The following is a 24,131-nucleotide window of genomic DNA, read 5'->3' on the forward strand; positions in this document are numbered from 1 at the left end:
TCATGGCAAGGAAGCCGAAAAACAACATCAGCGCATTTCCACGGGACCCGCTCTGGTACAAGGACGCGGTGGTCTACCAGTTGCACGTGAAGTCCTACTTCGACGCCAACAACGACGGCATTGGCGACTTCGCCGGCCTGATCGACAAGCTGGACTACATCGCCGGCCTCGGCGTCACCGCGATCTGGCTGCTGCCCTTCTACCCCAGCCCGCGCCGCGACGACGGCTACGACATCGCAGAGTATTGTGCCGTGCACCCCGATTACGGCCGGCTCGCGGATGCCAGGCGCTTCATCGCCGAAGCCCATGAGCGCGGCCTGCGCGTGATCACCGAGCTGGTGATCAACCACACCTCCGACCAGCATCCCTGGTTCCAGCGTGCGCGCCGTGCCAAGCCCGGCAGCGCCGCGCGCGATTTCTACGTCTGGTCCGATAGCGACCAGAAGTACGACGGCACGCGCATCATCTTCCTGGACACCGAAAAGTCCAACTGGACCTGGGACCCGGTGGCCGGCGCCTACTTTTGGCACCGCTTCTATTCGCACCAGCCGGACCTCAATTTCGACAATCCGCAGGTCATGGAGGAGGTCCTGGCGACGATGCGCTGGTGGCTGGACCTGGGCGTGGACGGACTGCGCCTGGACGCCGTGCCCTACCTGATCGAGCGCGAGGGCACCAACAACGAAAACCTGCCGGAGACGCACGGCATCCTCAAGCGCATCCGCGCGGAGATCGACGCCTCCTACCCGGACCGCATGCTGCTGGCCGAGGCCAACCAGTGGCCGGAGGACACCAACCTCTACTTCGGCGACGGCGACGAATGCCACATGGCCTTCCACTTCCCGCTGATGCCCCGCATGTACATGGCCATCGCCCAGGAAGACCGCTTTCCCATCACCGACATCCTGCGTCAGACGCCGGACATCCCCGCCAGTTGCCAGTGGGCAGTGTTCCTGCGCAACCACGACGAGCTGACGCTGGAAATGGTGACGGACAAGGAGCGCGACTATCTCTGGACCACCTACGCCGCCGACCGCCGTGCGCGCATCAACCTAGGCATCCGCCGCCGTCTGGCGCCGCTGGTCGAGCGTGACCGCCGCCGCATCGAGCTGCTGAATTCCCTGCTGCTCTCGATGCCCGGGACGCCGGTGCTGTACTACGGCGACGAGATCGGCATGGGCGACAACATCTACCTCGGTGACCGCGACGGCGTGCGCACGCCGATGCAATGGTCGGTGGACCGCAATGGCGGCTTCTCGCGCGTGGATCCGGCAGCGCTGGTGCTGCCGCCGGTCATGGACCCTGTCTACGGCTACCAGGCTGTCAACGTCGAGACCCAGGATCGCGATCCGCACTCCCTGCTCAACTGGACGCGCCGCATGCTGCGCATCCGCGGTCAGCACAAGGCCTTCGGCCGCGGCAGTCTCAAGCTGCTATACCCGCGCAACCGCCGCGTGCTGGCCTACCTGCGCGAGTACACCGCGGAGGACGGCAGCAGCGAGACGATCCTGTGCGTCGCCAACGTCGGCCGCAATGCCCAGGCGGTGGAACTGGACCTGGCGGTCTTCGCCGGCCGCGTGCCAGTGGAGATGGTGGGCGGCTCGGCCTTCCCGCCGATCGGCCAGTTGCCCTACCTGCTGACGCTGCCGTCGCATGGCTTCTACTGGTTCCTGCTGGCCCGCGAGGCACAGATGCCGGCCTGGCACCAGCCCTCGCCGGAGCCGATGCCGGACTTCCGCACCTTCGTGCTGCGACGCGAGGTCGGTGAACTGCTGCAGCCGCCGTCGCGGCAGCTGCTGGAGCAGGAGGTGCTGCCGGCCTACCTGCCGAAGCGTCGCTGGTTCTCGGCCAAGGACCGCCGTTTCGACGGCTGCCGCATCGTCTCGGCCACCATGTTGCCCGGCACGGCGCGCCCGATCCTGATGACACAGGTGGAAACCGCCGGTGAATCCTCTGAGCGCTGGCAACTGCCGCTGGGCTTCCTGCCGGAGGAGGAAGCGGTCACCGCCCTGCCGCACCAGCTGGCCCTGGCCCGTGTGCGCCGCGGCGCCAAGCTGGGGTATCTGACCGATGCCTTTACGCTGGATGCCCTGGCGCGCGGGCTGCTGGACTACCTGCGCAGCGGCGCAGCGCTGCCCACCGACGATGGCGAGCTGCACTTCCGGCCTACCTCCCGGTTGGATGCCGTCATCCTTGCCCCTGACGCCGAAGTGCGGCGCCTGTCGTCCGAGCAATCCAACAGCTCGCTGATCCTGGGCGAGGCGGTGATGCTGAAGCTGATCCGGCGCCTGCTGCCCGGCCTGCACCCCGAAGCCGAGATGGGCCGCGTGCTGACGGAGCGCGGCTATCCCAACATCGCTCCTTTGCTGGGCGAGGTTACGCACATCGACCGCGAGGGCACGCCGCGGGTGCTAGCCGTGCTGCAGAGCTTCATGCACAACCAGGGCGATGCCTGGGGCTGGACGCTGAACCTGCTGGAGCGCGCCTTCGCCGATGCCGCCACGCCCCGCGATCCACCGGTGGACACGCTGGGTGAGTACCTGCCCTTCGCCGCGCTGCTCGGCCGCCGCCTCGGCGAGCTGCATGCCGTGCTGGCGCAGGACAGCGACGACCCGGCCTTTGCCCCGCGCAGCGCCGACGAGCAGGACCGCCGCGAATGGACCGCCGCCGTGCTGGCCTCCACCGAGGCCGCGCTGGACCAGTTGCGCACCGCCGCCGGCCTGTCCGAGGCCGACCGGGCGCTGGCACAGCAACTGCAGTCGGCGCGCCCGGCCCTGCAGGCCGCCGTACCGGCCCTGGCCGTGCAGGGCTTGGGCTCGCTGCTGACGCGCACCCACGGCGACCTGCACCTGGGACAGGTGCTAGTCGCCCAGGGGGACGCCTTTTTCATCGACTTCGAGGGCGAGCCCGCGCGGCCGCTGGCCGAGCGTCGCCGCCGCACCAGCCCACTGCGCGACGTCGCCGGCATGCTGCGCTCCTTCGACTACGCCGCCGCCGTGGCCGGTGCCCGAGTGGAACACCCAGAGGCACGCGACGCGGTGCTGCAGCGCTTCCGCCGCGAAGTACCGGAGGTATTCCTGCAGGCTTACCGCAGCGCCTCCTCAGCGATCCCGCATCGCTGGCAGTCCGAGGGCGCCGAGAGCGCGCTGATCGATCTCTTCACGCTGGAAAAGGCTGCGTACGAGCTCTGCTACGAAGCGGCTAATCGTCCGGACTGGCTGCCGGTGCCCCTGCGCGGTCTCGCCACGCTGATCCAACGCGTGGGGGTGCCTCGATGAGGGCGCGCGACTCCAGCCTGTTCCTCCCCGCGGAGCAGGCCCAGGCATTGGCCGAAGGCCGACTCGGCGATCCTTTCGCCGCGCTGGGGCCCCATGAGGATGGGAATAACGTGGTGCTGCGCTGCTTCCTGCCCGGCGCCGAGGAGGTGGCCGCGGTGGACGAGAGCGGCGTGCTCGCGGTGCTCAAGCCCTTGCAGGTGCCGGGGCTGTTCGCCGGCCGCATCCCGCCGGCTCACCGCTACCGGCTGCGCATCCACTGGCCAGGCGGTGGCGTGCAGGAGACCGAGGACCCCTATGCCTTCGGCCTTCTGCTGGGCGAACTGGACCTGCACCTGATCGGCGAAGGCCGTCATTACCGCCTCGGAAGCTGCCTGGGCGCGCAGCACGCCATCGTCGGCGGCGTGCCGGGCATCCGCTTCGCGGTATGGGCGCCCAACGCGCAGCGCGTATCGGTGATCGGCGACTTCAACCACTGGGACGGCCGGCGGCACCCGATGCGCCTGCGCCGGGGTAGCGGCATCTGGGAACTGTTCCTGCCGCGCCTCGCCACCGGAAGCCTGTACAAGTATGAATTGCTGGATGCGCTCGGACAGGTCGTGCAGAAGGCCGACCCCGTTGCGCTGCAGACCGAGCGCCCACCGCAGACCGCCTCCATCGTGGCCGCGGAGCGCCCCTACGACTGGACCGACGATGCCTGGATGGCCGGACGGGAAGCGTGCCAGTCGCCGCAGGCGCCGATCGCCGTGTACGAGCTGCATGCTAGCTCCTGGCGCAAGGGTGAGACGCCGGACTGGGACGCCCTGGCCGAACGCCTGATCCCCTATGTGCAGGACCTCGGCTTCACGCATATCGAACTGTTGCCGATCACCGCCCATCCCTTCGGCGGCTCCTGGGGATACCAGCCCCTGGGCATGTTCGCCCCGCAGGCGGACATGGGCGAACCGGAGGCCCTCAAGCGTTTCATCGACCGCGCCCACTCTGCCGGTCTCGGCGTGCTGGCGGACTGGGTGCCGGCGCACTTTCCCAGCGATCCGCATGGGCTGGCGCGCTTCGACGGCACCGCGCTGTACGAACATGAGGATCCTCGCGAGGGCTATCACCAGGACTGGAACACGCTGATCTACAACTTCGGCCGGCGCGAGGTACAGGGCTTCCTGATCGCCAGCGCACTGCACTGGCTGCAGGAGTTCCACCTCGACGGGCTGCGCGTCGACGCGGTGGCGTCGATGCTCTACCGCGACTACTCGCGCAAGCCCGGCGAGTGGGTACCCAACCGCTATGGCGGGCGCGAGAACCTGGAGGCCGTCGAGTTCCTGCGGCATCTCAACGAGGTGGTCGCGGCGCGCTGTCCCGGCGCCATCGTCGTCGCCGAGGAGTCCACCGCCTGGCCCGGCGTGACGCATGCGATCCAGGACGGCGGTCTCGGCTTCTCCTACAAGTGGAACATGGGCTGGATGCACGACACCCTGCAGTACATCCAGCGCGATCCACTGCATCGCGCCCATCATCATGATGGCATTGGCTTCGGCCTGGTCTATGCCTTCTCCGAGCGCTTCATGCTGCCGCTGTCCCACGACGAAGTGGTGCACGGCAAGGGTTCCATGATCGGCAAGATGCCGGGTGACCGCTGGCAGCAGTTCGCCAACCTACGCGCCTACTACGGTTTCATGTGGTCGCACCCCGGCAAGAAGTTGCTGTTCATGGGCGGCGAACTGGCACAGCCTCGGGAGTGGAACCACGATGCCAGCCTGGACTGGGCCTTGCTGGAAGACCCGCTGCATCGCGGCGTCCACGACCTGCTGCGCGATCTCAACCGCATCTATCGCGAACAGCCGGCATTGCACGAATGCGACTGCGAGGGCTCGGGCTTCCACTGGATCGTCAGCGACGATCGCCAGAACAGCGTCTTCGCCTGGTACCGCGCCGGGCACCTGGCCGCACCGCCGGTGATCGCCATCAGCAACTTCACGCCGGTGCCGCGCCATGGCTACCGCCTGGGCGCGCCGCGCGCGGGACGCTGGCGCGAAATCCTCAACAGCGATGCCGCGATCTATGGCGGCTCCGGTGTCGGCAGCGGCGGCGAGTGCCAGGCCGACCCGCAGCCGAGCCATGGCCAACCTTACTCGCTGACCCTCACGCTGCCACCGCTAGCCACGCTGCTGCTGGCCTGGGAGCCGCAGGAGGCATCGCCGCATGTCTGATCTGCCCGACCGCCTGTTGCGCTGCTCCTCCAGCCCGCTAGGCGCCCAGTTCGACGGCCGCGGCACCTGCTTCTCGGTGTTCTCCGAGCATGCCGAAAAGGTCGAGCTCTGCCTGTTCGACGGCAATGGCCGCCACGAGATCTCCCGGCTGGCGATGCCGGATTGCACGGATGGCATCTGGTACGGCTACCTGCCCCATGCACGGCCCGGCCAGCTTTATGGCTACCGCGCCAGCGGCCCCTACGAGCCGAAACAGGGCCATCGCTTCAATCCGAACAAGCTGCTGCTGGATCCCTACGCGCGCCGCCTGCACGGTTCACTGCAGTGGCACGATGCGCTCTACGGCTATCACATCGGCTCGCCCAGGGCCGACCTGTCCTTCGACCGCCGTGACAGCGCCGCCTACATGCCCAAGGGTGTGGTCTGGGAGGAGCACTTCGACTGGGGCAACGATCACCCGCCGCGCATTCCGTGGTCCGAAACCGTGATCTACGAGATGCACCTGCGCGGCTTCAGCAAGCGGCGCGAAGACCTGCCCGAGCATGACCGCGGCAGCTTCGGCGCTCTGGGGCATCCCGCCACGATCGACTATCTCAAGCAGCTCGGCATTACCGCCGTCGAGCTGCTGCCGATACACGCCTTCGCCAAGGACCGTCACCTGCTGGAGAACGGCCTGACCAATTACTGGGGCTACAACACACTGTCCTGGTTCGCACCGGAAGAGGCCTATCTCTCCGACGGCACCCTCGGCCAGATCAAGTGGGCGGTGAAGCAACTGCACGCAGCCGGCATCGAGGTGCTGCTCGACGTGGTCTACAACCACAGCTGCGAAGGCAGCGAGCTGGGACCCACCTTGTCCCTGCGCGGCTTCGACAATGCGGTGTACTACCGGCTGATGCCGGACGAACCGCGCTACCACATCAACGACACCGGCTGCGGCAACACCCTGGACTTCTCGCAGCGGCGCGTTATCCAGATGGTGATGGATTCGCTGCGCTACTGGGTGCAGGAATTCCACGTCGATGGTTTCCGCTTCGACCTGGGCGTCAGCCTGGGACGCGAGCCCTCAGGCTTCGATCCGGGCGCCGGCTTCTTCGACGCCCTGATGCAGGATCCCGTGCTGTCGCGCGTCAAGCTGATCTCCGAACCCTGGGACGTCGGCCCCGGCGGTTACCAGATCGGCCAGCATCCCCCGGGCTTCAGCGAGTGGAACGGCATGTTCCGCGATGACCTGCGCCGCTACTGGCGCGGCGACCCCAACCAGCGGGCGGCGCTGGCCGCAAGACTGCAGGGTTCGGCCGACCTGTTCGACCATCACCGCCGCCGCCCCTGGGCCAGCATCAACTTCATCACCGCCCACGACGGCTTCACGCTGAACGACCTGGTGAGCTACGCGCAGAAGCACAACGAGGCCAACGGCGAAGACAACCGTGACGGCGCCGACCATAACGACAGCCACAACTGGGGCGCCGAGGGTCCCACCGAGGAGCCGCGCATCCTGCTGCGCCGCGAGCGCCTGCGGCGCAGCATGCTCGCCACGCTGCTGTTCGCCCACGGCACGCCGATGCTGCTGGCCGGTGACGAGTTCGGCCAGACCCAGGGCGGCAACAACAACACCTACTGCCAGGACAACGAAACAGCCTGGCTCGACTGGTCGCTGCTGCAGCAGGACGACGGCCGTGCCCTGCACGATTTCGTCGCTCGCCTGATCCGCCTGCGGCGGCAGTATCCGCTGTTGCGTGCGGACTATTACCAGCACGCCCAGATCGAGGTGGTGCCGGGCCTGCGCGACGTGGGCTGGTTCGACGAAAGCGGCAATGAACTGCAGGGCGAGGACTGGCAGAACGGCATGGCCAGGCTACTGATGGTACGCCGGGCGCGACGCTGCGAGGACGGCAGCGTCGAAGCGATGCTGCTGCTGAGCAACGCCGATATCGCCGAGCACCGGTTCCACCTGCCGCAGCCCGCCCTGTCCTGGCGCTTGGTAGTCGATACCCGCGAACCCTCCAAGCCGGAAGACCCCTTGAGCGATCAGCATTACGACGTCTACCGCCGCAGCCTGGTCCTGTTGCTCGCCCAATTCCAGCCGGAAGCCGGCCCATGACGGCGCGCCACGGGCACCGCCTGCCCTTCGGTGCCAGCCTGTTGGCCGACGGCCTCACCTCCTTCCGCCTGTGGGCACCGGGCGTGGATGCCGTAGACCTGCTGGTCGACGGTCAGGCGCCGCACCCGATGCGTCGGGAGCCTGATGGCTGGGTCGCGCTGGAGGCGCCCTGCGGCGCCGGTGCGCAATACCTGTTCCGCCTGCCGGATGGACGCGAGGTGCCGGACCCCGCCTCGCGCTTCCAGCCGCGCGATGTCGCAGGCCCCAGCGAAGTGATCGACCCTCTGGCCTACGAATGGCAGCAGGACGACTGGATCGGCCGCCCCTGGACCGAGGCCGTGATCTACGAACTGCACGTCGGCGCCTGCGGCGGCTACGACGGCGTGCGCGAGCGGCTGCCCGAGTTGGCCGAGCTGGGCATCACCGCGATCGAGTTGATGCCGGTCGCGGATTTCGCCGGCAGTCGCAACTGGGGTTATGACGGCGTGCTGCCGTTTGCGCCCGATTCGGCTTACGGCCGCCCGGAGCAACTCAAGCAATTGATCGATGCCGCGCATGGCCTCGGCATCATGGTGCTGCTCGACGTGGTCTACAACCACTTCGGCCCCGAGGGCAATCACCTGTCGTCCTATGCGCCGCCGTTCTTCCGCGAGGACCGGCAGACGCCGTGGGGCGCCGCCATCGACTTTCGCCGGCCGGAGGTGCGCAGCTACTTTATCGAGAACGCGCTGTACTGGCTGGAGGAGTACCGCTTCGACGGCCTGCGCCTGGATGCCGTGCATGCAATTCACGACCACAGCTTCATCGCCGAGCTCGGTGCCCTGCTACGCCAGCGCGTCGGTCCGGCCCGCCACATCCACCTCGTGCTGGAGAACGAGCGCAACGAGGCCCATCACCTGCAGGGCAGCTACTCCGCGCAATGGAACGACGACATCCACAACGCCATCCATGTGCTGCTGACCGGCGAGCGCGAAGGCTACTACGCCAACTATTCCGAAGCGCCCGCCGCACATCTGGCCCGCTGTCTCGGCGAGGGCTTCGCCTACCAGGGAGAGCCCTCGCCCAGTCATGGCGGGGCCCCGCGCGGCAGCGACAGCCGCGCACTGGCGCCCTACTCCTTCGTCTTCTTTCTGCAGAACCACGATCAGATCGGCAACCGCGCGCTGGGGGAGCGGCTGACAGTGCTGGCGCATCCCGAATCGCTGCGCGCCGCCATCGCGCTGCAACTGCTCAGTCCGCAGATTCCGCTGCTGTTCATGGGCGAGGAATGGGGCAGCCGCCGCCCCTTCCTGTTCTTCACCGACTTCCAGGGCGAGCTGGCCGAGGCGGTGCGCGAAGGCCGCCGGCGCGAATTCGCCTCCTTCAGTGCATTCAGCAGCGACAAGGCGCGCGCCGCCATTCCCGATCCCAACGACGAAGCCACGTTCCGGCGCTCCACCGCCGATCCCGCCGAGGCCACCGATCCGGCGCAACGCGCACGCCGGCTCGAGATGGGCCGCCTGCTGGCGCTGCGCCAGGATCGGCTGGTACCGCGGCTGCCCGGCAGCCGCAGCCTGGGGGCTGAAGTGCTGTCGGACGGCGCGGTGCATGCGGCCTGGCGACTGGGAGACGGCTCGGTGCTGCAGGTCTGGGTCAATCTCCACGAAACGCCGGTGCCGGTGCCGCCGCAGGCCGGAAGGCTGCTCTACGGCACCGCACCCGACCTGGCCACCGCACTGGCGGCAGGCCAACTGCCGGGTCGGCGCTGTGCCGTCTATCTCCAGGAGTCGCCATGAAGCTCCATGAACTGGCTGAACTGGCCGGCGTCGCGCCGCGCTGGCAGGACTGGCGCGGCGAGCAGCGCGAGGTCTCGCGCGAGAACCTGCAACGCATCCTCGGCGCGCTGGGGCTGCCCTGCGACAGCCCCTCGCGCCTGTCGGAAACGCTGGCGGAACTGCGCGGCGAGCAAGCCCGCGCGCGCCTGCCGCCGCTGGTGACCGCCTCGCTCGAAGCCGGCTTCGAGGGCCCCGCTGCCGAGCTGACGCCCGGACGCCGGCTGAAGCTGACACTGGAGCGCGGCGACATCTTGGAACTGCAGCCGGAGGACATCGGCGGTGGCCGCGCCCGGTTGCGGCCGGTGACCCTGCCCGGCTATCACCGGCTCGAACTGGCCGATCGCGAGATCACGCTGGCCGTGGCGCCGCGCCGCGGCTGCGGCATCGCCGACCTTGCTACACGGCCTCGGGTCTGGGGCCTGGCGGCGCAGCTTTACGGCCTTCGCCGTCCTGGCGACGGCGGCATCGGTGACTTCACCGCCCTGGAGGATTTCCTGCGGCAGGCGGCCGGCGCCGGCGCGGACGCCGTGGCGATCAGCCCGGTGCATGCGCAGTTCAGCGCCGACATCCATCGCTACGGGCCCTACGCGCCATCCAGCCGCCTGTTCTACAACGTCATGCATGGCGACCCCGCCTCCCTGCTCGGTGCGGAGTTGACGGCCAGCCTGGCCCGGCAATGCGGCATCGCGGACAGTCTGTCGGAGCTGGAGACCGCGGCCCTGATCGACTGGCCTCGTGCGCAACGCCTGCGGATGCAACTGCTGCGCGCCGCGTGGTCGCAGCTGCTCCAGCGGGATGGCGGCTCCCCCGATCCGCTGATGGACGAGTGGCGGCGCTACCGCGCGGCCGGCGGCGCGGCGCTGGAAGCGCATGCCCGCTTCGAGGCGCTGCATGCGGCGCAGTTCGCGCAGCAACGCTGGCACTGGCGCGACTGGCCAGCCGAGTTGCGCGATCCCGCGAGCGCGGCCGTCACCGAGTTCGCCCGCCGGCACGAGGACGAGGTAGCCTTCCATGTTTTCCTGCAATGGCTGGCGGAACGTGGCCTGGCCAGCGCGCAGCGCGCCGCCAAGCAGGCTGGCATGTCGATCGGGCTCATCGGGGACCTCGCGGTGGGTAGCGACGGCGGCGGCAGCCAGGCCTGGATGCGCCAGCAGGACCTGCTGCAGGGGCTCAGCATCGGTGCACCGCCAGATGCGATCAGTGCGCTGGGCCAGGGCTGGGGCCTGGCGGCGCTGTCGCCGCGCGCATTGCAGGCGCGCGGCTACAGTGCCTTCCTGGAGATGCTGCGCGCCGCGCTGCGCCACGTCGGCGGCCTGCGCATCGATCATGTGCTGGGCCTCCAACGGCTCTGGCTGATCCCGGATGGTGGCACCGCGGCCGACGGCGCCTACCTGCGATTTCCGCAGGAAGACCTGATGCGGCTGATCGCGCTGGAGTCCTGGCGCAGCCGGGCGCTGATCGTCGGCGAGGATCTCGGGACCGTGCCGGAGGGCCTGCGCGAACGCATGCAGCAGGCCGGCCTGCTGGGCATGCGCGTGCTCTGGTTCGAGCGCGATCATGGCTACTTCATCGAGACCGCGCGCTGGAGTACGGCGACGATGGCCACCACCAGCACGCACGACCTGCCGACCACGCGCGGCTGGTGGCAGGGCCGCGACATCGACGCGCGCGAAGCCGCTGGCCAGGGCAGCGCCGCGGATGCCGCCCGCGACCGCGAAGCGCGGGAGCAGGACCGCGGCATGCTCTGGGGAGCTTTCGAATATGCAGGGGTCGCCAGCGCGCCGAGGCCATCCGCCGAGGACGGCAGTGCGGCCATTGCACCGGCACTGCGCTTCGTCGCCCGCACCCCCTGCGAGCTGGCCCTGGTGCCGCTGGAAGACATCGCCGGCCTGGAGGAGCAGCCCAACCTGCCGGGCACGCTCGACGAACATCCCAACTGGCGGCGGCGTTTGCCGGAGCCGGCCGATCAGTTGTTGCGCCGGCCCGAGGCCCAGCAGCGTCTTTCGATCCTGCGCGAGGAGCGCGGCCCAGAATGACCATCCTTCGCGCCACGCTCCGCCTGCAGCTCCATGCCGGTTTCGGTTTTGCCGATGCGCTGAGGCGACTGCCCTACTTCGAGTCACTGGGGATCAGTCATCTCTATGCCTCGCCGATCCTGCGTGCGCGTGCCGGCTCCATGCACGGCTACGACGTAGTGGACCCCACGCAGGTCAACCCGGAACTCGGCGGCGAAGCCGGCCTGCGCGAACTGGTGGCCGGCCTGCGTGCCCGCGGCATGGGGCTGATCGTGGATATCGTGCCCAATCACATGGCGGTCGGCGAAGCCGACAATCCCTGGTGGCAGGACGTGCTGGAGAACGGTCCCAGCAGCCCGTATGCAGGATTCTTCGACATCGACTGGGACTCCAGCGACCCGCTGCTGAATGGCCGGATGCTGGCCCCCTTCCTCGGCAAGCCCTATGGCGAAACCCTGGCTCAGGGCGAGATCGCGCTGCGCTTCGAGGAGCGCTTCCAGTTCGCCTACCACGGCCACCGCTTTCCGCTGGCGCCTCGCGACTATGCTCCCCTGCTCCGTCAGGCCGGGATGCTGGAGGAGGCCAACCTGTTCCGCGCCGGTCGTGACTTCGCCATGGCCCGACGCGAACTGGCTACCGTATTCGAGGCACGCCCCGCAGCCCTGCAGGCGATCCTCGACGCCCACGCCGATCCGCGCCACCTGCATCGCCTGCTGGAGCGCCAGCACTACCGCCTGAGCTGGTGGCGCTGTGCCGGCGACGAGATCAACTGGCGCCGCTTCTTCGACATCACCCAGCTCGCCGGCCTGCGCATCCAGGAGCCGACGGTCTTCGAGGCCGTTCATGAAACCATCTTCCGGCTCTACGCCGAGGGGCTGCTCGACGGATTGCGCATCGACCATGTCGATGGCTTGGCTGATCCTCGCGCATACTGCCGGCGCCTGCGCGCCCGCCTGGCGGAACTGGCCGGCCGGCGCCCGCCCGGCTTGCCCGAGCAACCCGCCTACGTCGTGGTCGAGAAAATCCTGGGACCCGGCGAGAAACTGGCGCGCGACTGGCAAGTGGACGGCAGCAGCGGCTACGCCTTCATGAATGACGTCGGCGCCCTGCTGCACGATCCGGCCGGCGAGGTTCCATTGAGCGACCTATGGCGCGAGCTCTCTGGGCGCGCGGGCCATGAGGCGGAAGAAGCGCGCGCGCGTCGCAGCATCCCTCAGGAGCTGTTCTCCGCCGACTTCAATGCCTGCGCCCATGCACTGCATCGCATCGCCCGCAGCGAGCCGGGCACGCGCGACTGGACCCTGCCTGCGATCCGGCGCGTGCTGTCGGAGCTGCTGGTGCACTTTCCGGTGTACCGCACCTACGCCGACGGCCGCGGGCGCAGTGCCGCCGATGCCGCGATCATGCGCGAGGTGGTCGCTGGTGCAGCGGCAAAGCTGCAGGACTCGGACCAGCCTTTGCTGATCCTGATCGACCGCTGGCTGGGCGGCGAGTCACCACGGCAGCTGCGCGCCTCGGCGGCACGGCGCCTGCGCCTGCGGGCCATGGCGCGCTTCCAGCAGCTCACCGCGCCCGTGGCCGCCAAGGCGGTGGAAGACACCGTGTTCTATCGGCACGGGCGCCTGCTGTCGCGCAACGAGGTAGGCGCCGATCCCGCGCGCTTCGCGCTGAGCGCCGCCGCCTTTCACCGCCTGTCGCGGGAGCGCCGCCGGCGCTACCCAATGACCATGCTGGCCACGGCCACGCACGACCACAAGCGAGGAGAGGACCTGCGCGCACGACTGGCGGTACTCAGCGAGCTGCCGACGCGCTGGGCGACCACACTGAGGGAGTGGCGCGCAGGCAACGCACGGCGTCATGGCAGCGCCGGCCCCGATGCCGCCGACGAACTGATGCTCTACCAGACACTCGTGGGCGCCTGGCCCCTGGACCTGCGGCCGGATGACCGCGAGGGCCTTGCCTCGCTCGAGGAGCGTGTCGCCGGCTGGCAGCTCAAGGCCCTGCGCGAGGCCAAGCGGCACAGCAGCTGGCTGGAGCCCAACCTGGCCTACGAGGGCAATGGCCGCGGCTTCCTGCAGCGCCTGCTCGGCGATGCCAGCTTCGTCGCCAGCCTCCATTCACTCGTTCAGGACATCGCCGCCGCGGGGGCGATCAACGGCCTGGCCCAGACCCTGCTGCGCGTGACCTCGCCTGGCATGCCGGACCTGTACCAGGGCACCGAGTGGTGGGACTTCAGCCTGGTCGATCCCGACAATCGCCGCCCGGTGGATTTCGAGGCACGTGCCAGCGCCCTGGCCCGGCACCGTCCGCTGCCGGCACTGCTGCATGGCTGGCGTGACGGGCATATCAAGCAGCACCTGCTGCAGACCGCTATGGGCCTGAGGCGCCGGCAGCCCGAACTGTTTGCCGCGGGTGACTACCTGCCCCTGGCAGTCAAGGGGCGACACTCGGAACGCCTGCTGGCCTTCGCCCGCCGCTACAGCGAGCAGGCTGTGGTGGTTGCCGTACCGCTTCGCAGCCTGCCGCTGCTGCCGGACCCGCGCGAGCCCGACCTGCGGTGGGCGGACTGGGCCGATACCGTCATCCGCATCCCGCCGGAGCTTCGGCGCCCGGCCCGGAACCTGCTTGGGGAGGATTCCCTCCGGCCGCTGGACGAATGGCTGACGCCGGGGCGCCTGTTCGCCCACGCCCCCGTAGCATTGCTGGCAATGTGACGGGGGTCCGGTGGGAAGGTGGTCGGGCAAGGCTCGCGTGCTAGCATTGCGGCATAACGAGCCATAAAGCGACGACCCTGACACCTCCATGAGCACGGGCACGGCCATCGATCCCTCCGTTTTCGCGAACTACGTGCCGCTGAATGCCCTGCGGCCAGAAAGCCGCGCGGACCTGGCCAAGAAGGCCGTCGTCACCGCGGCCCGCTCCGGGGATTACCTGTTCAAGATTGGTGACTCGGCCACCAACGCCATCTTCCTGGTCAGCGGCGAGCTGCACCTGGAGGACGCCAGCGGCAAGCCCATCGCCCGCCTGCGTGCCGGCGACCCCACCGCCCATCACCGCGTGGCCCACCAGTCTCCCCGCAAGGTGTCGGCGCGCGCCCACGGCCCGGTGCAGTACTTCACCGTGGACGCCGGCCTGCTCGACGTGATGCTGACCTGGGACCAGACCGGCAGTTTCGAGGTCGGCGAGCTCCAGTCCGGCGGCGACAACTCCGACGACTGGATGTCCAAGCTGCTGCAGATGCGCACCTTCCAGATGATTCCGCCCTCCAACCTGCAGGCCATGTTCATGCGCATGCAGGAGGTCAAGGTCGAGCCTGGCCAAGTGGTGGTCAAGCAGGACGAGGACGGCGACTTCTTCTACGTCATCATGTCCGGCCGCTGCATGGTGACCCGCGAGCAGCCCAACCAGAAGGCCGTTCGCCTGGCCGAGCTGGAAAGCGGCTCCTGCTTCGGCGAGGAAGCCCTGATCTCCGATGCCAAGCGCAATGCCACCGTCACTGCCCTGACCCGCGGCAGCCTGATGCGCCTGGCCAAGGATGACTTCCGCAAGCTGCTGAACGAGCCGCTGGCGCGCAAGATCAGCCTGTTGGAAGCCCAGAAGCTGGTGGCCAGCGGCCAGGCCAAGTACCTCGACGTGCGTCTGCCCAGCGAGTTCCAGGCCCACAGCCTGCCCGGCAGCCTCAACCTGCCGCTGTACATGCTGCGCATGAAGCTGACCCTGGTGGAACCCAAGACCACCTGGATCGTCTGCTGCGACACCGGCCGCCGCAGTTCGGTGGCGGTCTTCATCCTGACCCAGAAGGGCTACGACGCCTACGTGCTGGACAAGGGCATCCCGCCTGCGAGCGCCTGAGTCAGGATCCAACGTAAAAGCCCTCCGTTAAGGAGGGCTTTTACGTTGCACATCAATGCCACGCTACATCGTGTGCGTCGGACGGTCCGCGCCCAGGGCACCCGCAAGCAGCGCCTCGATTTTCTTCTGAGTGGTGCCGCCATCCTGCGTGCTGAACTGCACGCCGATACCCTGCAGGCGCTTGTTCTGCGCGCCGCGCGGCGTCACCCAGACCACCTTGCCGGCCACCGGCAGGCGCTCGGCACCGTCCATTAGGGTCAGCAGGATGAACACCTCGTCGCCGAGCCGGTATTCCTTGTTGGTCGGGATGAACAAGCCGCCGTTTTTCACGAACGGCATGTAGGCCACGTACAGCGCCGACTTGTCCTTGATATTCAAGGTCAGGATGCCGGGCTGGGCGCCGCCCGGGCGTGGTGCCGGTGTGCTCACTACTCCCCCTCAATATTCTCGTATGCCCACAATCTACCTGATTTGACCGTCAGGTGCGCCGTTGCGCGCGGGCCTGGCGCGAAGCCAGCACCAGCAGGGCCTCCAGCAGCATCTGCGGATTGGCATTGCCTTCCAGGCGCCGGCGGGCGTCGGTGGCCTCCTGGATCAGCCGGTGCAGCTCCGGTGGCGGCAGCAGTCCGCCGCCACCCAGGGCCTGTTTCAGGGCGCCGGTCAGCCAGCCCAGCAGCCAGGCCAGGAAGTCCGCCGCATCATCCTTGCCGATGCGCTGGGCCGCCGCGATCGGCTCCTGCTTGAGCTGCAGCACGCCGGCGAGCAGCTCGGACCAGTCGCGGGCCCGCGCGCGCTCGTCGGAGCCGTCCAGCTCCAGCGCCCGCAGCGGTGCCCCGCGGGCCTCGCGAAGCAGCGCCGCGTCGGCCTTGGGCTGGCGAGCGCGCAGCCATTCCAGTGCCTCGGCCTCGGGCGGAATGGCGAAGCGCAGGCGCTGGCAGCGGCTGCGCAGGGTCGCCTTGAGTGCCTGTGGACGCTCCGACACCAGCAGCAGGTGCGTGCCCGGCGGCGGCTCCTCGATGGTCTTCAGCAGCGAGTTGAGGCTGGCCTCGTTGAGTGCCTCGGCCGGGTCGAATACCACTACGCGCGAACCGTCGTAGTGGGTGGACAGCATCAGCATCTCGCTCATCTTGCGCACCGCATCGGCGGCAATGTCGCGCTTCTTGCTGTCCTTGTCCGGCACCCAGTGCGCCAGGCCCTGGTCATGGCGGCCGCTCGGAGTCAGCGCCAGGCCGTGCAGGCCCTCGCGGCTCAGCAGCAGCGCGTTGGGATGGTTGCCCACCATCAACTGCTGGCAGCTGCGGCACTGGCCGCAGGCGTATCCCGAACGCTGCTCGCACAGCAGGAAGGCGGTCAGCGCGCGCGCGAACGTGCGGCGCCCCACGCCCTGCGGGCCGGTCAGCAGCAGCGCATGGCCCAGGCGCTTCTGCAGCACCAGCGCGCTGACGTCCAGCCACAGTTCCTTCTGCCAGGGCAGCGGTTGGGTCTGCAGGTTCACAGGCGGGCCTCCAGTGCAACGCGCAGCGACTGGCGCACCTGTTCCAGCGGCGGTGCCGCGTCGATCACCCGGCAACGCCCGGGCTCGGCCGCCGCGCGGCGTAGGAAGCATTCGCGCACGCGCCGCATGTAGGCCAGGGATTCGTCCTCGAAACGGTTGGCGTCACCACGACCGCGCGCGCGGGCCAGCCCCTGCTCCGGCGGCAGGTCGAAGACCAGGGTCAGGTCGGGGCGGAAGCTGCCGAGCACCAGGGCCTCCAGCGCCGCCAGATGCCGCTCGTCCAGGCCCTTGCCGGCACCCTGGTAGGCATAGGAGGAATCGATGAAGCGGTCGCAGACCACGTCCTTGCCCGCGGCCAGCGCCGGCAGCACGGTTGCCTTCAGGTGGGCCGCGCGCGCCGCGAACATCAGCAGCACCTCGCTCTCGGCGCCCACGCCCTCGTCCCAGGGCTGCAGCACCACGCGGCGGATCTCCTCCGCCAGCGGCGAGCCGCCCGGCTCACGCGTCAGGACCACTTCGCGCCCGCGAGCCTGCAGCCAGTCGCGGATGAAGACGCCATGCGTGGACTTGCCGGCTCCCTCGCCTCCCTCCAGCGTGATGAAGCGCCCTGCACTCATGGACGGCCCAACTGGTAGCGGCGCACGGCAGCGGAGTGATCCTGCAACGAATCCGAGAACTGATGCGTGCCGTCGCCCTTGGACACGAAGTAGATCGACGTGCCCGGCGCCGGGTGCAGCGCGGCATTGATCGCGGCCCGGCTCGGCAGGCAGATCGGCGACGGCGGCAGCCCGTCACGGGTGTAGCTGTTGTAGGGGTTGTCAGTGACCAGGTCCGCGCGGCGGAGGTTGCCGTCGAAGGCCTCGCCCAGGCCGTAGATGATCGTCGGATCCGTCTGCAGGCGCATGCCCATGCGCATGCGGCGCACGAATACCCCGCCGATCTGCGGACGCTCGAAGGCCGCTCCGGTTTCCTTCTCGATGATGGAGGCCATGATCAGCGCCTCTTCCGGCGTGGCGTAAGGCAGGTCCGTCTCGCGGGCCTCCCACTCTTGCGCCAGCGCCTTGTCCAGGGCGTCGGCGGCGCGCCGCAGGAAATCGATGTCGGTGGTGCCCCTGGGAAAATGGTAGGTGTCCGGGAACAGGCGGCCCTCGGGGTGCACACCGGCGCGGCCGATCGCCGCCATCAGTTCCTCGGACGTGGCCTCCGGCAATGTCTGTCGGATCGCCGGATGCGCGCGCATCAGCTTCACCGCCTGGGCGAAGGTCCAGCCCTCGGTGAGGCGCAGGTCGTGCAGGCGCGTCTTGCCCTCCACCATCAGCGCCAGCAGGTCCAGCGGATTCAGGCCCGGTTGCAGCGCGTATTCACCGGCCTTGATGCGGCCCGAGACGCCGGTGAAGCGAGCATAGAGCCGCAGGTATTGCGCCAGCCGCGGCGGCTGCATGATGCCGCGCTCCCGCAGGCCGGCCAGTACCGTGGTCAGCGAACTGCCGCTGGGCACTTCCAGCGATTCGGTCTGCGACAGCGGCAGTGGTGCCTGAAGCAGGCGGCTGGCATCCCAGCCCACAAGGCCGGAACCGAGCACCGCCAGCAGCAGCAACGTGAAGAAGGTACGCATCAGAGTGTTCTCGGGTGATTCAGCGCTAGTGCCAACCGCCTCGTCAGCGGTCCAGGCGCGGCCAATGCGACGCCATCGAACTCCCGCACCGGCCACAGGCCGACCAGGCTGTTGCTGACGAAGATTTCATCGGCCTGCCGCAGCAGGTCCGGAGTCGGGTCGTCGAAGTGCACGGGAATCTGCAGTTGCTCGGCCAGTTCCAGGATCTTGTCGCGCATCATGCCGCGGATACCGCAGCGCTCCAGCGCCGAGGTCCAGAGGCCTCCTTCCGCCACCCGGAACAGGTTGCTGCGGGTGCCACAGACCACCAGCCCCCGAGCATCGCACACGAATAACTCCTCGGCATCTTGCGGCCAGTGGCGGCTGGCCAGCACCTGCTCCAGGCGGTTCAGGTGCTTGATCCCCGCCAGCAGCGGCTGGTCACCCAGCTGCACCTGGCTCAGGGCACAACGGATGCCCTGCTCCCAATGCGCCGCGGGATATCGTGGCGCCGGCAGCCGCAGCAGCAGGCGATCACAGTCGTCGCTCCCGGCGCGGTAGCCGCGCCCGCCGGTACGGCGGCTGAGAATCAGCTTGATCACGCCGGATTCCTCGCCGGCGCAGAGCGAGGCGATTTCCTCCTCCAGCACGGCGCGTGGCGGCGGCAGCAGCGCCAGGCGGACCGCATCGCGCTCCAGCACGTCGAGCTGGCGACGCAGGTCCGGCACCGCGCCCTGGTGCAGCAGCATGGTACGGAACACCCCGTCGCCATAATGCAGGCCGCGCGAGGATGCCAGCTCCTGGCTGCAGGCGACGCCGTTATACAGGCCGCTGCTCACGCCTCGGCTCCGAATGCCAGCAGTAGGCGCATCGTGAGCAGCGTGGAGGGGCCCCGTGCCCCGCACGGGGATCGTAGCGTCGCGAGTCGATGCAGACCTGCCACCCGGGAGCTCATGGCTCAGCCCCCAAGGCCAGCAGCAAGCCCCGGGCCTTGGCACGCGTCTCGGCCAGCTCCGCCTCCGGCTTCGAGTCGGCGACGATGCCGGCGCCGGTGCGGAAGCTGACGCGGTCGCCCTCGCAGACCAGGCTGCGGATCAGGATATTGGTATCCAGCCGCCCGCCATGCGACAGGTAGCCCATGGCGCCGGTGTAGGGGCCTCGGCCCACGCCCTCCAGTTCCGCGATGATCTCGATGGCCCGCACCTTGGGGCAGCCGGTGATGGTGCCGCCCGGGAACACCGCGCGCAGCACCTCTGCCGGGCCCATGCCCGCACGCAGGCGGCCCCGCACGTTGGAGACGATGTGATGCACGTGGGCGTAGCTTTCGATGGTCATCAGCTCGCTGACCTCGACGCTGCCGGGCTTGCAGACGCGGCCCAGGTCGTTGCGCTCTAGGTCGATCAGCATGACGTGCTCAGCGCGCTCCTTGAGGTTGCCGATCAACCCCTGCTTGAGCTGCTCGTCCTCCGCCGCCGAGGCACTGCGTGGCCGCGTACCGGCGATCGGGCGGGTCTGCACCCAACCCTCGTCGATCTGCACCAGGCGCTCCGGCGAGGAGCTCAGTACCGCGCAACCACCCCAGCAGGCCAGGCCGGCGAAGGGAGCAGGATTGCGCCGCCGCAGGCCCTGGTAGACGTCCAGGTAGCTCCGTCCAGATGCCAGGCGTGCCCGCCAGGCGCGGGACAGGTTGGCCTGGAAGATATCCCCTGCCTTGAGGTACTCCAGGACCTGCCGGACACCGGCAAGGTAGCGCTCGTCCGGATCTTCTTCCACAGACGATATTAGATTTGAATCAATGGCTTGATGACCATTGTTAAAGTAGTTATCCACATCCTGTCGCAACTGCTTGAGTTGCCCGGGATCGCTCTCCGCCAGCAAGGTGGTGACCCCGCGCTCGCGATCATGGATGACGGCCGCGCTGCAGCGCACCGCCAGCGCATCCGGCAGTCCGTGCGGGGAAGCCGGCAGGCGCAGGACGGGCTCGACGAAGCAGGCCGCCTCGTAGCCCAGCATCAGGAACCAGCCCCCACAGAATGGCAGGTCCGGCGCGACCGGCGCCAGGGCTTCCTCGCGGATGGCGCGTGACCATTCGCCGAAGAAATCCCCGCCCGCGGCGGCCTGCGCCGAAACGCTGCGGCCAGGGAACGCGAAGAGGATGTCGTAGCGGCCGGACTGGGGATGCCCGGCAACGCTTTGCAGCAGGAAGGGATAGCGCTCCGGCGCCTGCCGATGCACTTCGAAAAGGTCAATGGAACCAGCAATTTCAGCGCGCAAACTCATGCGCGCAGTGTATCGCGAGTGACCCCCTCAGGACCCGCCCTGGCGCTTTTCAGGAAAAGCGCTTGAAGGCCACCGTGCCGTTGGTGCCGCCGAAGCCGAAGGAGTTGGACATCACCACCTCCAGCCTGGCCTGGCGTGCAGTGTGCGGCACGTAGTCCAGGTCGCAGCCTTCGCTGGGGTTCTCGAGGTTGATCGTCGGCGGGATGACCTGGTCACGCAGGGCCAGCACACTGAAGATCGCCTCGACGCCACCGGCGGCGCCCAGCAGGTGCCCGGTCATCGACTTGGTCGAGGATACGGCCAACTTGTAGGCGTAGTCGCCGAAGGCGCCCTTCACCGCCAGCGTTTCGGCGATGTCGCCGGCCGGGGTCGAGGTGCCGTGGGCGTTGACGTACTGGACGTCTTCCGGGTTCAGGCCGGCATTGCGCAGGCAGGCCTGCATGCAGCGGCGTGCACCGTTGCCGTCTTCCGGCGGCAGGGTGATGTGGAAGGCGTCGCCCGACATGCCGAAGCCGATGAACTCGGCATAAATCTTCGCGCCGCGGGCCTTGGCGTGTTCCAGGTCCTCCAGGACCAGCACGCCGGCGCCGTCGCCGAGCACGAAGCCGTCGCGATCCTTGTCCCAGGGCCGGCTGGCACGGGTCGGATCGTCGTTGCGGGTGGACAGTGCGCGGGCCTGGCAGAAACCAGCCAGGCCTGCGGGTGCGGAACCGGCTTCGCCGGCACCGACGATGAAGACATCGGCATCGCCGGCCTGGATCAGGCGGGCGCCGACGCCGATCGCATGGGTCGCCGTAGTGCAGGCGGTGACCGTGGCGAGATTCGGCCCGGTGATGCCAAGGTCGATGGAAACATGCCCCGAGATCATGTTGATGATCGACGAGGGAACGAAGAAGGGCGAGACGCGCTTGGGGCCGGACTTGTGCAGTACGCCGCATTCGCTTTCGATGGCACCGATACCGCCGATGCCCGAGCCGATGCAGATCCCGATGCGTTCGCGGTTGGCGTCCGTGATCTCCAGCCCGGAATCCTTCACCGCCTGCTTGGCGGCAGCGACGCCGTAGTGGATGAAGGGATCGGTGCGCCGGACTTCTTTCGGGCCGAGGAAATCCTCGGCCCGGAAGTCCTTGATCATGCCCCCGAAGCGGGTCGTGTAAGCCGACGCGTCGTAGTACTCGATGGGACCGATGCCCGACCTTCCGGCCAGGATCGACTCCCATGCGCTATCAATCGTATTGCCGACGGGCGAGACAATGCCCAGGCCGGTGACGACGACGCGTCTGCGGCTCATAGAGGATTCCTGCTTGGGGGTTTTTTAAAGCTGGGGTGTACCCGGCGCCATCAACCCTGCTGGGTGTGGGCCTTGATGTAGTTCAGGACGTCCTGGAAGGTGACGATCTTCTCGGCTTCTTCGTCCGGGATGTCGATTTCGAACTCTTCTTCCAGCGCCATCACCAGCTCGACCGTGTCCAGCGAGTCGGCGCCCAGGTCCTCGACGAAGGAAGCGGTGGGGGTGATCTGATCTTCGCTGACCGAAAGCTGCTCAGCGATGATCTTCTTTACTTTCTCATCCAACGTGCTCATGCATCACTCCTGGGTAAATCTGTTTGTTTGAGAGACGGCGTATTGTAGTGGTGCGTTGCGGCAAAAACACAAGCCTGCAAAGGCAGTTGACTTTGCAGAAAAGCCCGTATCAGGCCATCAGCATTCCACCATTCACGTGCAGGGTTTCGCCGGTGATGTAACCGGCATCCTTAGAGGCAAGGAAGGCGACCGCCGCAGCGATATCTTCCGGTTTGCCGAGCCGATCGAGCGGAATCTGGTTCTGCAGCGCGGTGCGCGCATCTTCCCCCAGCTTCTGTGTCATGTCGGTGTCGATGAATCCGGGCGCCACCACGTTGACCGTGATGCCGCGAGAACCAATCTCGCGGGCCAGCGACTTGGAGAAGCCGATCAGGCCGGCCTTGGCGGCGGCATAGTTGGCCTGGCCGGCATTGCCCATGGTACCCACCACGGAACCGACGCTGATGATGCGGCCATGGCGGGCCTTCATCATGCCGCGCAGCACTGCGCGGGACAGGCGGAAGACCGAGCTCAGGTCGGTCTCGAGGACGTCCGCCCAGTCTTCATTCTTCATGCGCAGCAGCAGGGTGTCTCGAGTCACGCCGGCATTGTTGACCAGCACCGACACCGGGCCCAGCTCTGCGATCAGCGCGTCGCAGGCGGCGGCATCGCGCACGTCCAGGACCTTGCCCTGCCCGCCCAGCGGGCCCAGCCAAGCCTGGATGGCCTCGGCACCGGCGGCACTGGTAGCGGTTCCGGTGACCTTGGCACCCTCGATCGCCAGCCGTTCGGCAATGGCCTTGCCGATGCCGCGACTGGCACCGGTGACCAGGACGGTTTCGCCCTGCAACTTCATGATCCTGACTCCCAAATCCCGCTCATCCGTGAACGACTGTTTATTTTACTAATACGATCAATGACTTGCATGATATATCAAGCGGCGGACGGGCTGCAAACCACCGCTTCGCCGGCCACCAGCCCACGAGCCTTCTCCAGCCCCGCCGGCTCCGACAAGGAAGCGGCCGCAAGCTCCTTGCCAATGCGCTTGCTCAAACCGGCCAGGACCTCGCCCGGACCGCATTCGACAAAGACCCCGATTCCCAGGCCCGAAAGGCCCCGAATGGTCTGGGTCCATCGCACCGGACAGTACAACTGTACTTTAAGTGCTTCACGGATCGCCGCAGCATCTTGACGGGTCTGCGCGTCAACATTGTGAAACACGGGAATCGAGGGCGCGCGGACCGTGACGGTGGCCAGCGTTTCCGCCAGCCTTTCCGCCGCATCGCGCATCAGCGAGCAGTGCGAGGGCACCGACACCGGCAGGGCTAGCGCGCGCTTGATACCATGGGTCTTGGCATTGGCTGCCAGCCAGTCCAGGGCCGCCTTCTCTCCCGCCACCACCACCTGCCCCGGCGAGTTGTAGTTGACCGGCTCCAGCACCTCGGAACCCGGATAGGCCTTGCACACCGCCTCCACCTGCTCATCTTCCAGGCCCAGGATCGCCATCATGCCGCCGGTGCCGGCCGGCACGGCTGCCTGCATCAACTGGCCACGCAGTTCCACCAGCCTCAACGCATCGGCAAAGTCCAGGCTGCCGGCGGCCACCAGGGCGCTGTATTCGCCCAGGCTGTGGCCCGCCAGCGCGGTCGGGGCCGGGAGGCCCTGCTTCTGCCACAGGCGCCAGGCGGCGATGCCGGCCGCCAGCAAGGCTGGCTGGGCGCGCTCGGTACGATTCAGCTCTTCGACCGGTCCATTGGCCACCAGCGCGGCCAGGTCCCAGCCGAGCACGGCGGAGGCCTCGGCATAGGTTTCAGCGACGACCGGGTCGGCATGACCCGACAGCATGCCCACGGCCTGGGAACCCTGGCCCGGGAAAACAATTGCGTATTGCATGATTGGGGGAGTTGCTCTTCTGGAGTTGAAAACCACCGCGGC

17 protein-coding genes are annotated in these 24,131 nt (G+C 68.0%); 7 read left to right on the plus strand and 10 right to left on the minus strand.

All coding sequences use genetic code 11. The features are described from left to right. The first annotated feature begins 2 nt into the window (after positions 1-2). The 7 genes from treS to QT386_RS18670 all read left to right on the plus strand — a co-directional run bounded on the left by treS (position 3) and on the right by QT386_RS18670 (position 15,264). On the plus strand, positions 3-3,278 hold the full coding sequence (treS, locus tag QT386_RS18640; protein ID WP_289275254.1) for a maltose alpha-D-glucosyltransferase: 3,276 nt from the start codon (positions 3-5) through the stop codon (positions 3,276-3,278). Further along, complete coding sequence (gene glgB / locus QT386_RS18645) at positions 3,275-5,479, plus strand: 1,4-alpha-glucan branching protein GlgB (RefSeq protein WP_289275255.1); 2,205 nt, start codon at positions 3,275-3,277, stop codon at positions 5,477-5,479. Before treS ends, glgB begins: the two co-directional genes overlap by 4 nt. Beyond that, the gene (glgX, locus tag QT386_RS18650) at positions 5,472-7,583 is read left to right on the plus strand and encodes a glycogen debranching protein GlgX (RefSeq protein ID WP_289275256.1); all 2,112 of its coding nucleotides are present in this window, start codon (positions 5,472-5,474) and stop codon (positions 7,581-7,583) included. Before glgB ends, glgX begins: the two co-directional genes overlap by 8 nt. After that, entirely contained in the window at positions 7,580-9,358 is a 1,779-nt protein-coding gene (gene treZ / locus QT386_RS18655) for a malto-oligosyltrehalose trehalohydrolase (RefSeq protein WP_289275257.1), read from the plus strand. The genes glgX and treZ overlap by 4 nt, the downstream gene beginning before the upstream one ends. After that, positions 9,355-11,433, plus strand: coding sequence for a 4-alpha-glucanotransferase (malQ, locus tag QT386_RS18660; protein WP_289275258.1), 2,079 nt, complete (start codon positions 9,355-9,357; stop codon positions 11,431-11,433). The genes treZ and malQ overlap by 4 nt, the downstream gene beginning before the upstream one ends. Then, positions 11,430-14,126 (plus strand): malto-oligosyltrehalose synthase, encoded by a 2,697-nt coding sequence (gene treY, locus QT386_RS18665; RefSeq protein ID WP_289275259.1) that lies wholly within the window; start codon positions 11,430-11,432, stop codon positions 14,124-14,126. The genes malQ and treY overlap by 4 nt, the downstream gene beginning before the upstream one ends. Positions 14,127-14,214: 88 nt before the next feature. Next, a complete protein-coding gene (locus tag QT386_RS18670) occupies positions 14,215-15,264 on the plus strand; it encodes a cyclic nucleotide-binding domain-containing protein (protein WP_289275260.1) in 1,050 nt (349 codons plus the stop codon). Positions 15,265-15,327: 63 nt separating this feature from the next. Here the strand turns inward: QT386_RS18670 and QT386_RS18675 are convergent, their stop codons facing one another. The 10 genes from QT386_RS18675 to fabD all read right to left on the minus strand — a co-directional run bounded on the left by QT386_RS18675 (position 15,328) and on the right by fabD (position 24,092). Then, positions 15,328-15,693, minus strand: coding sequence for a PilZ domain-containing protein (locus tag QT386_RS18675; protein ID WP_289275261.1), 366 nt, complete (start codon positions 15,691-15,693; stop codon positions 15,328-15,330). Positions 15,694-15,742: 49 nt separating this feature from the next. Beyond that, on the minus strand, positions 15,743-16,759 hold the full coding sequence (gene holB / locus QT386_RS18680) for a DNA polymerase III subunit delta' (RefSeq protein ID WP_289275262.1): 1,017 nt from the start codon (positions 16,757-16,759) through the stop codon (positions 15,743-15,745). After that, the gene (gene tmk / locus QT386_RS18685) at positions 16,756-17,376 is read right to left on the minus strand and encodes a dTMP kinase (protein WP_289275263.1); all 621 of its coding nucleotides are present in this window, start codon (positions 17,374-17,376) and stop codon (positions 16,756-16,758) included. Before tmk ends, holB begins: the two co-directional genes overlap by 4 nt. After that, positions 17,373-18,374, minus strand: coding sequence for an endolytic transglycosylase MltG (gene mltG, locus QT386_RS18690; protein WP_289275264.1), 1,002 nt, complete (start codon positions 18,372-18,374; stop codon positions 17,373-17,375). Before mltG ends, tmk begins: the two co-directional genes overlap by 4 nt. Next, entirely contained in the window at positions 18,374-19,192 is an 819-nt protein-coding gene (pabC, locus tag QT386_RS18695) for an aminodeoxychorismate lyase (RefSeq protein ID WP_289275265.1), read from the minus strand. The genes mltG and pabC overlap by 1 nt, the downstream gene beginning before the upstream one ends. 112 nt (positions 19,193-19,304) lie before the next feature. After that, entirely contained in the window at positions 19,305-20,633 is a 1,329-nt protein-coding gene (locus tag QT386_RS18700) for an aminodeoxychorismate synthase component I (protein WP_289275266.1), read from the minus strand. 49 nt (positions 20,634-20,682) lie between these two features. Further along, complete coding sequence (gene fabF, locus QT386_RS18705) at positions 20,683-21,924, minus strand: beta-ketoacyl-ACP synthase II (RefSeq protein WP_289275267.1); 1,242 nt, start codon at positions 21,922-21,924, stop codon at positions 20,683-20,685. Between the two features lie 50 nt (positions 21,925-21,974). Then, positions 21,975-22,217, minus strand: coding sequence for an acyl carrier protein (gene acpP / locus QT386_RS18710; RefSeq protein WP_289275268.1), 243 nt, complete (start codon positions 22,215-22,217; stop codon positions 21,975-21,977). Between the two features lie 109 nt (positions 22,218-22,326). Then, positions 22,327-23,052, minus strand: a complete 726-nt coding sequence (fabG, locus tag QT386_RS18715; RefSeq protein ID WP_289275269.1) for a 3-oxoacyl-ACP reductase FabG — start codon at positions 23,050-23,052, stop codon at positions 22,327-22,329. 77 nt (positions 23,053-23,129) lie between these two features. Beyond that, positions 23,130-24,092, minus strand: coding sequence for an ACP S-malonyltransferase (fabD, locus tag QT386_RS18720; protein ID WP_367401463.1), 963 nt, complete (start codon positions 24,090-24,092; stop codon positions 23,130-23,132). Positions 24,093-24,131: the final 39 nt, after the last annotated feature.

Origin of the sequence: Solimonas sp. SE-A11 (genome assembly GCF_030345715.1) — a bacterium.
In the GTDB taxonomy this organism is placed as follows: Bacteria; Pseudomonadota; Gammaproteobacteria; order Nevskiales; family Nevskiaceae; genus Solimonas_A.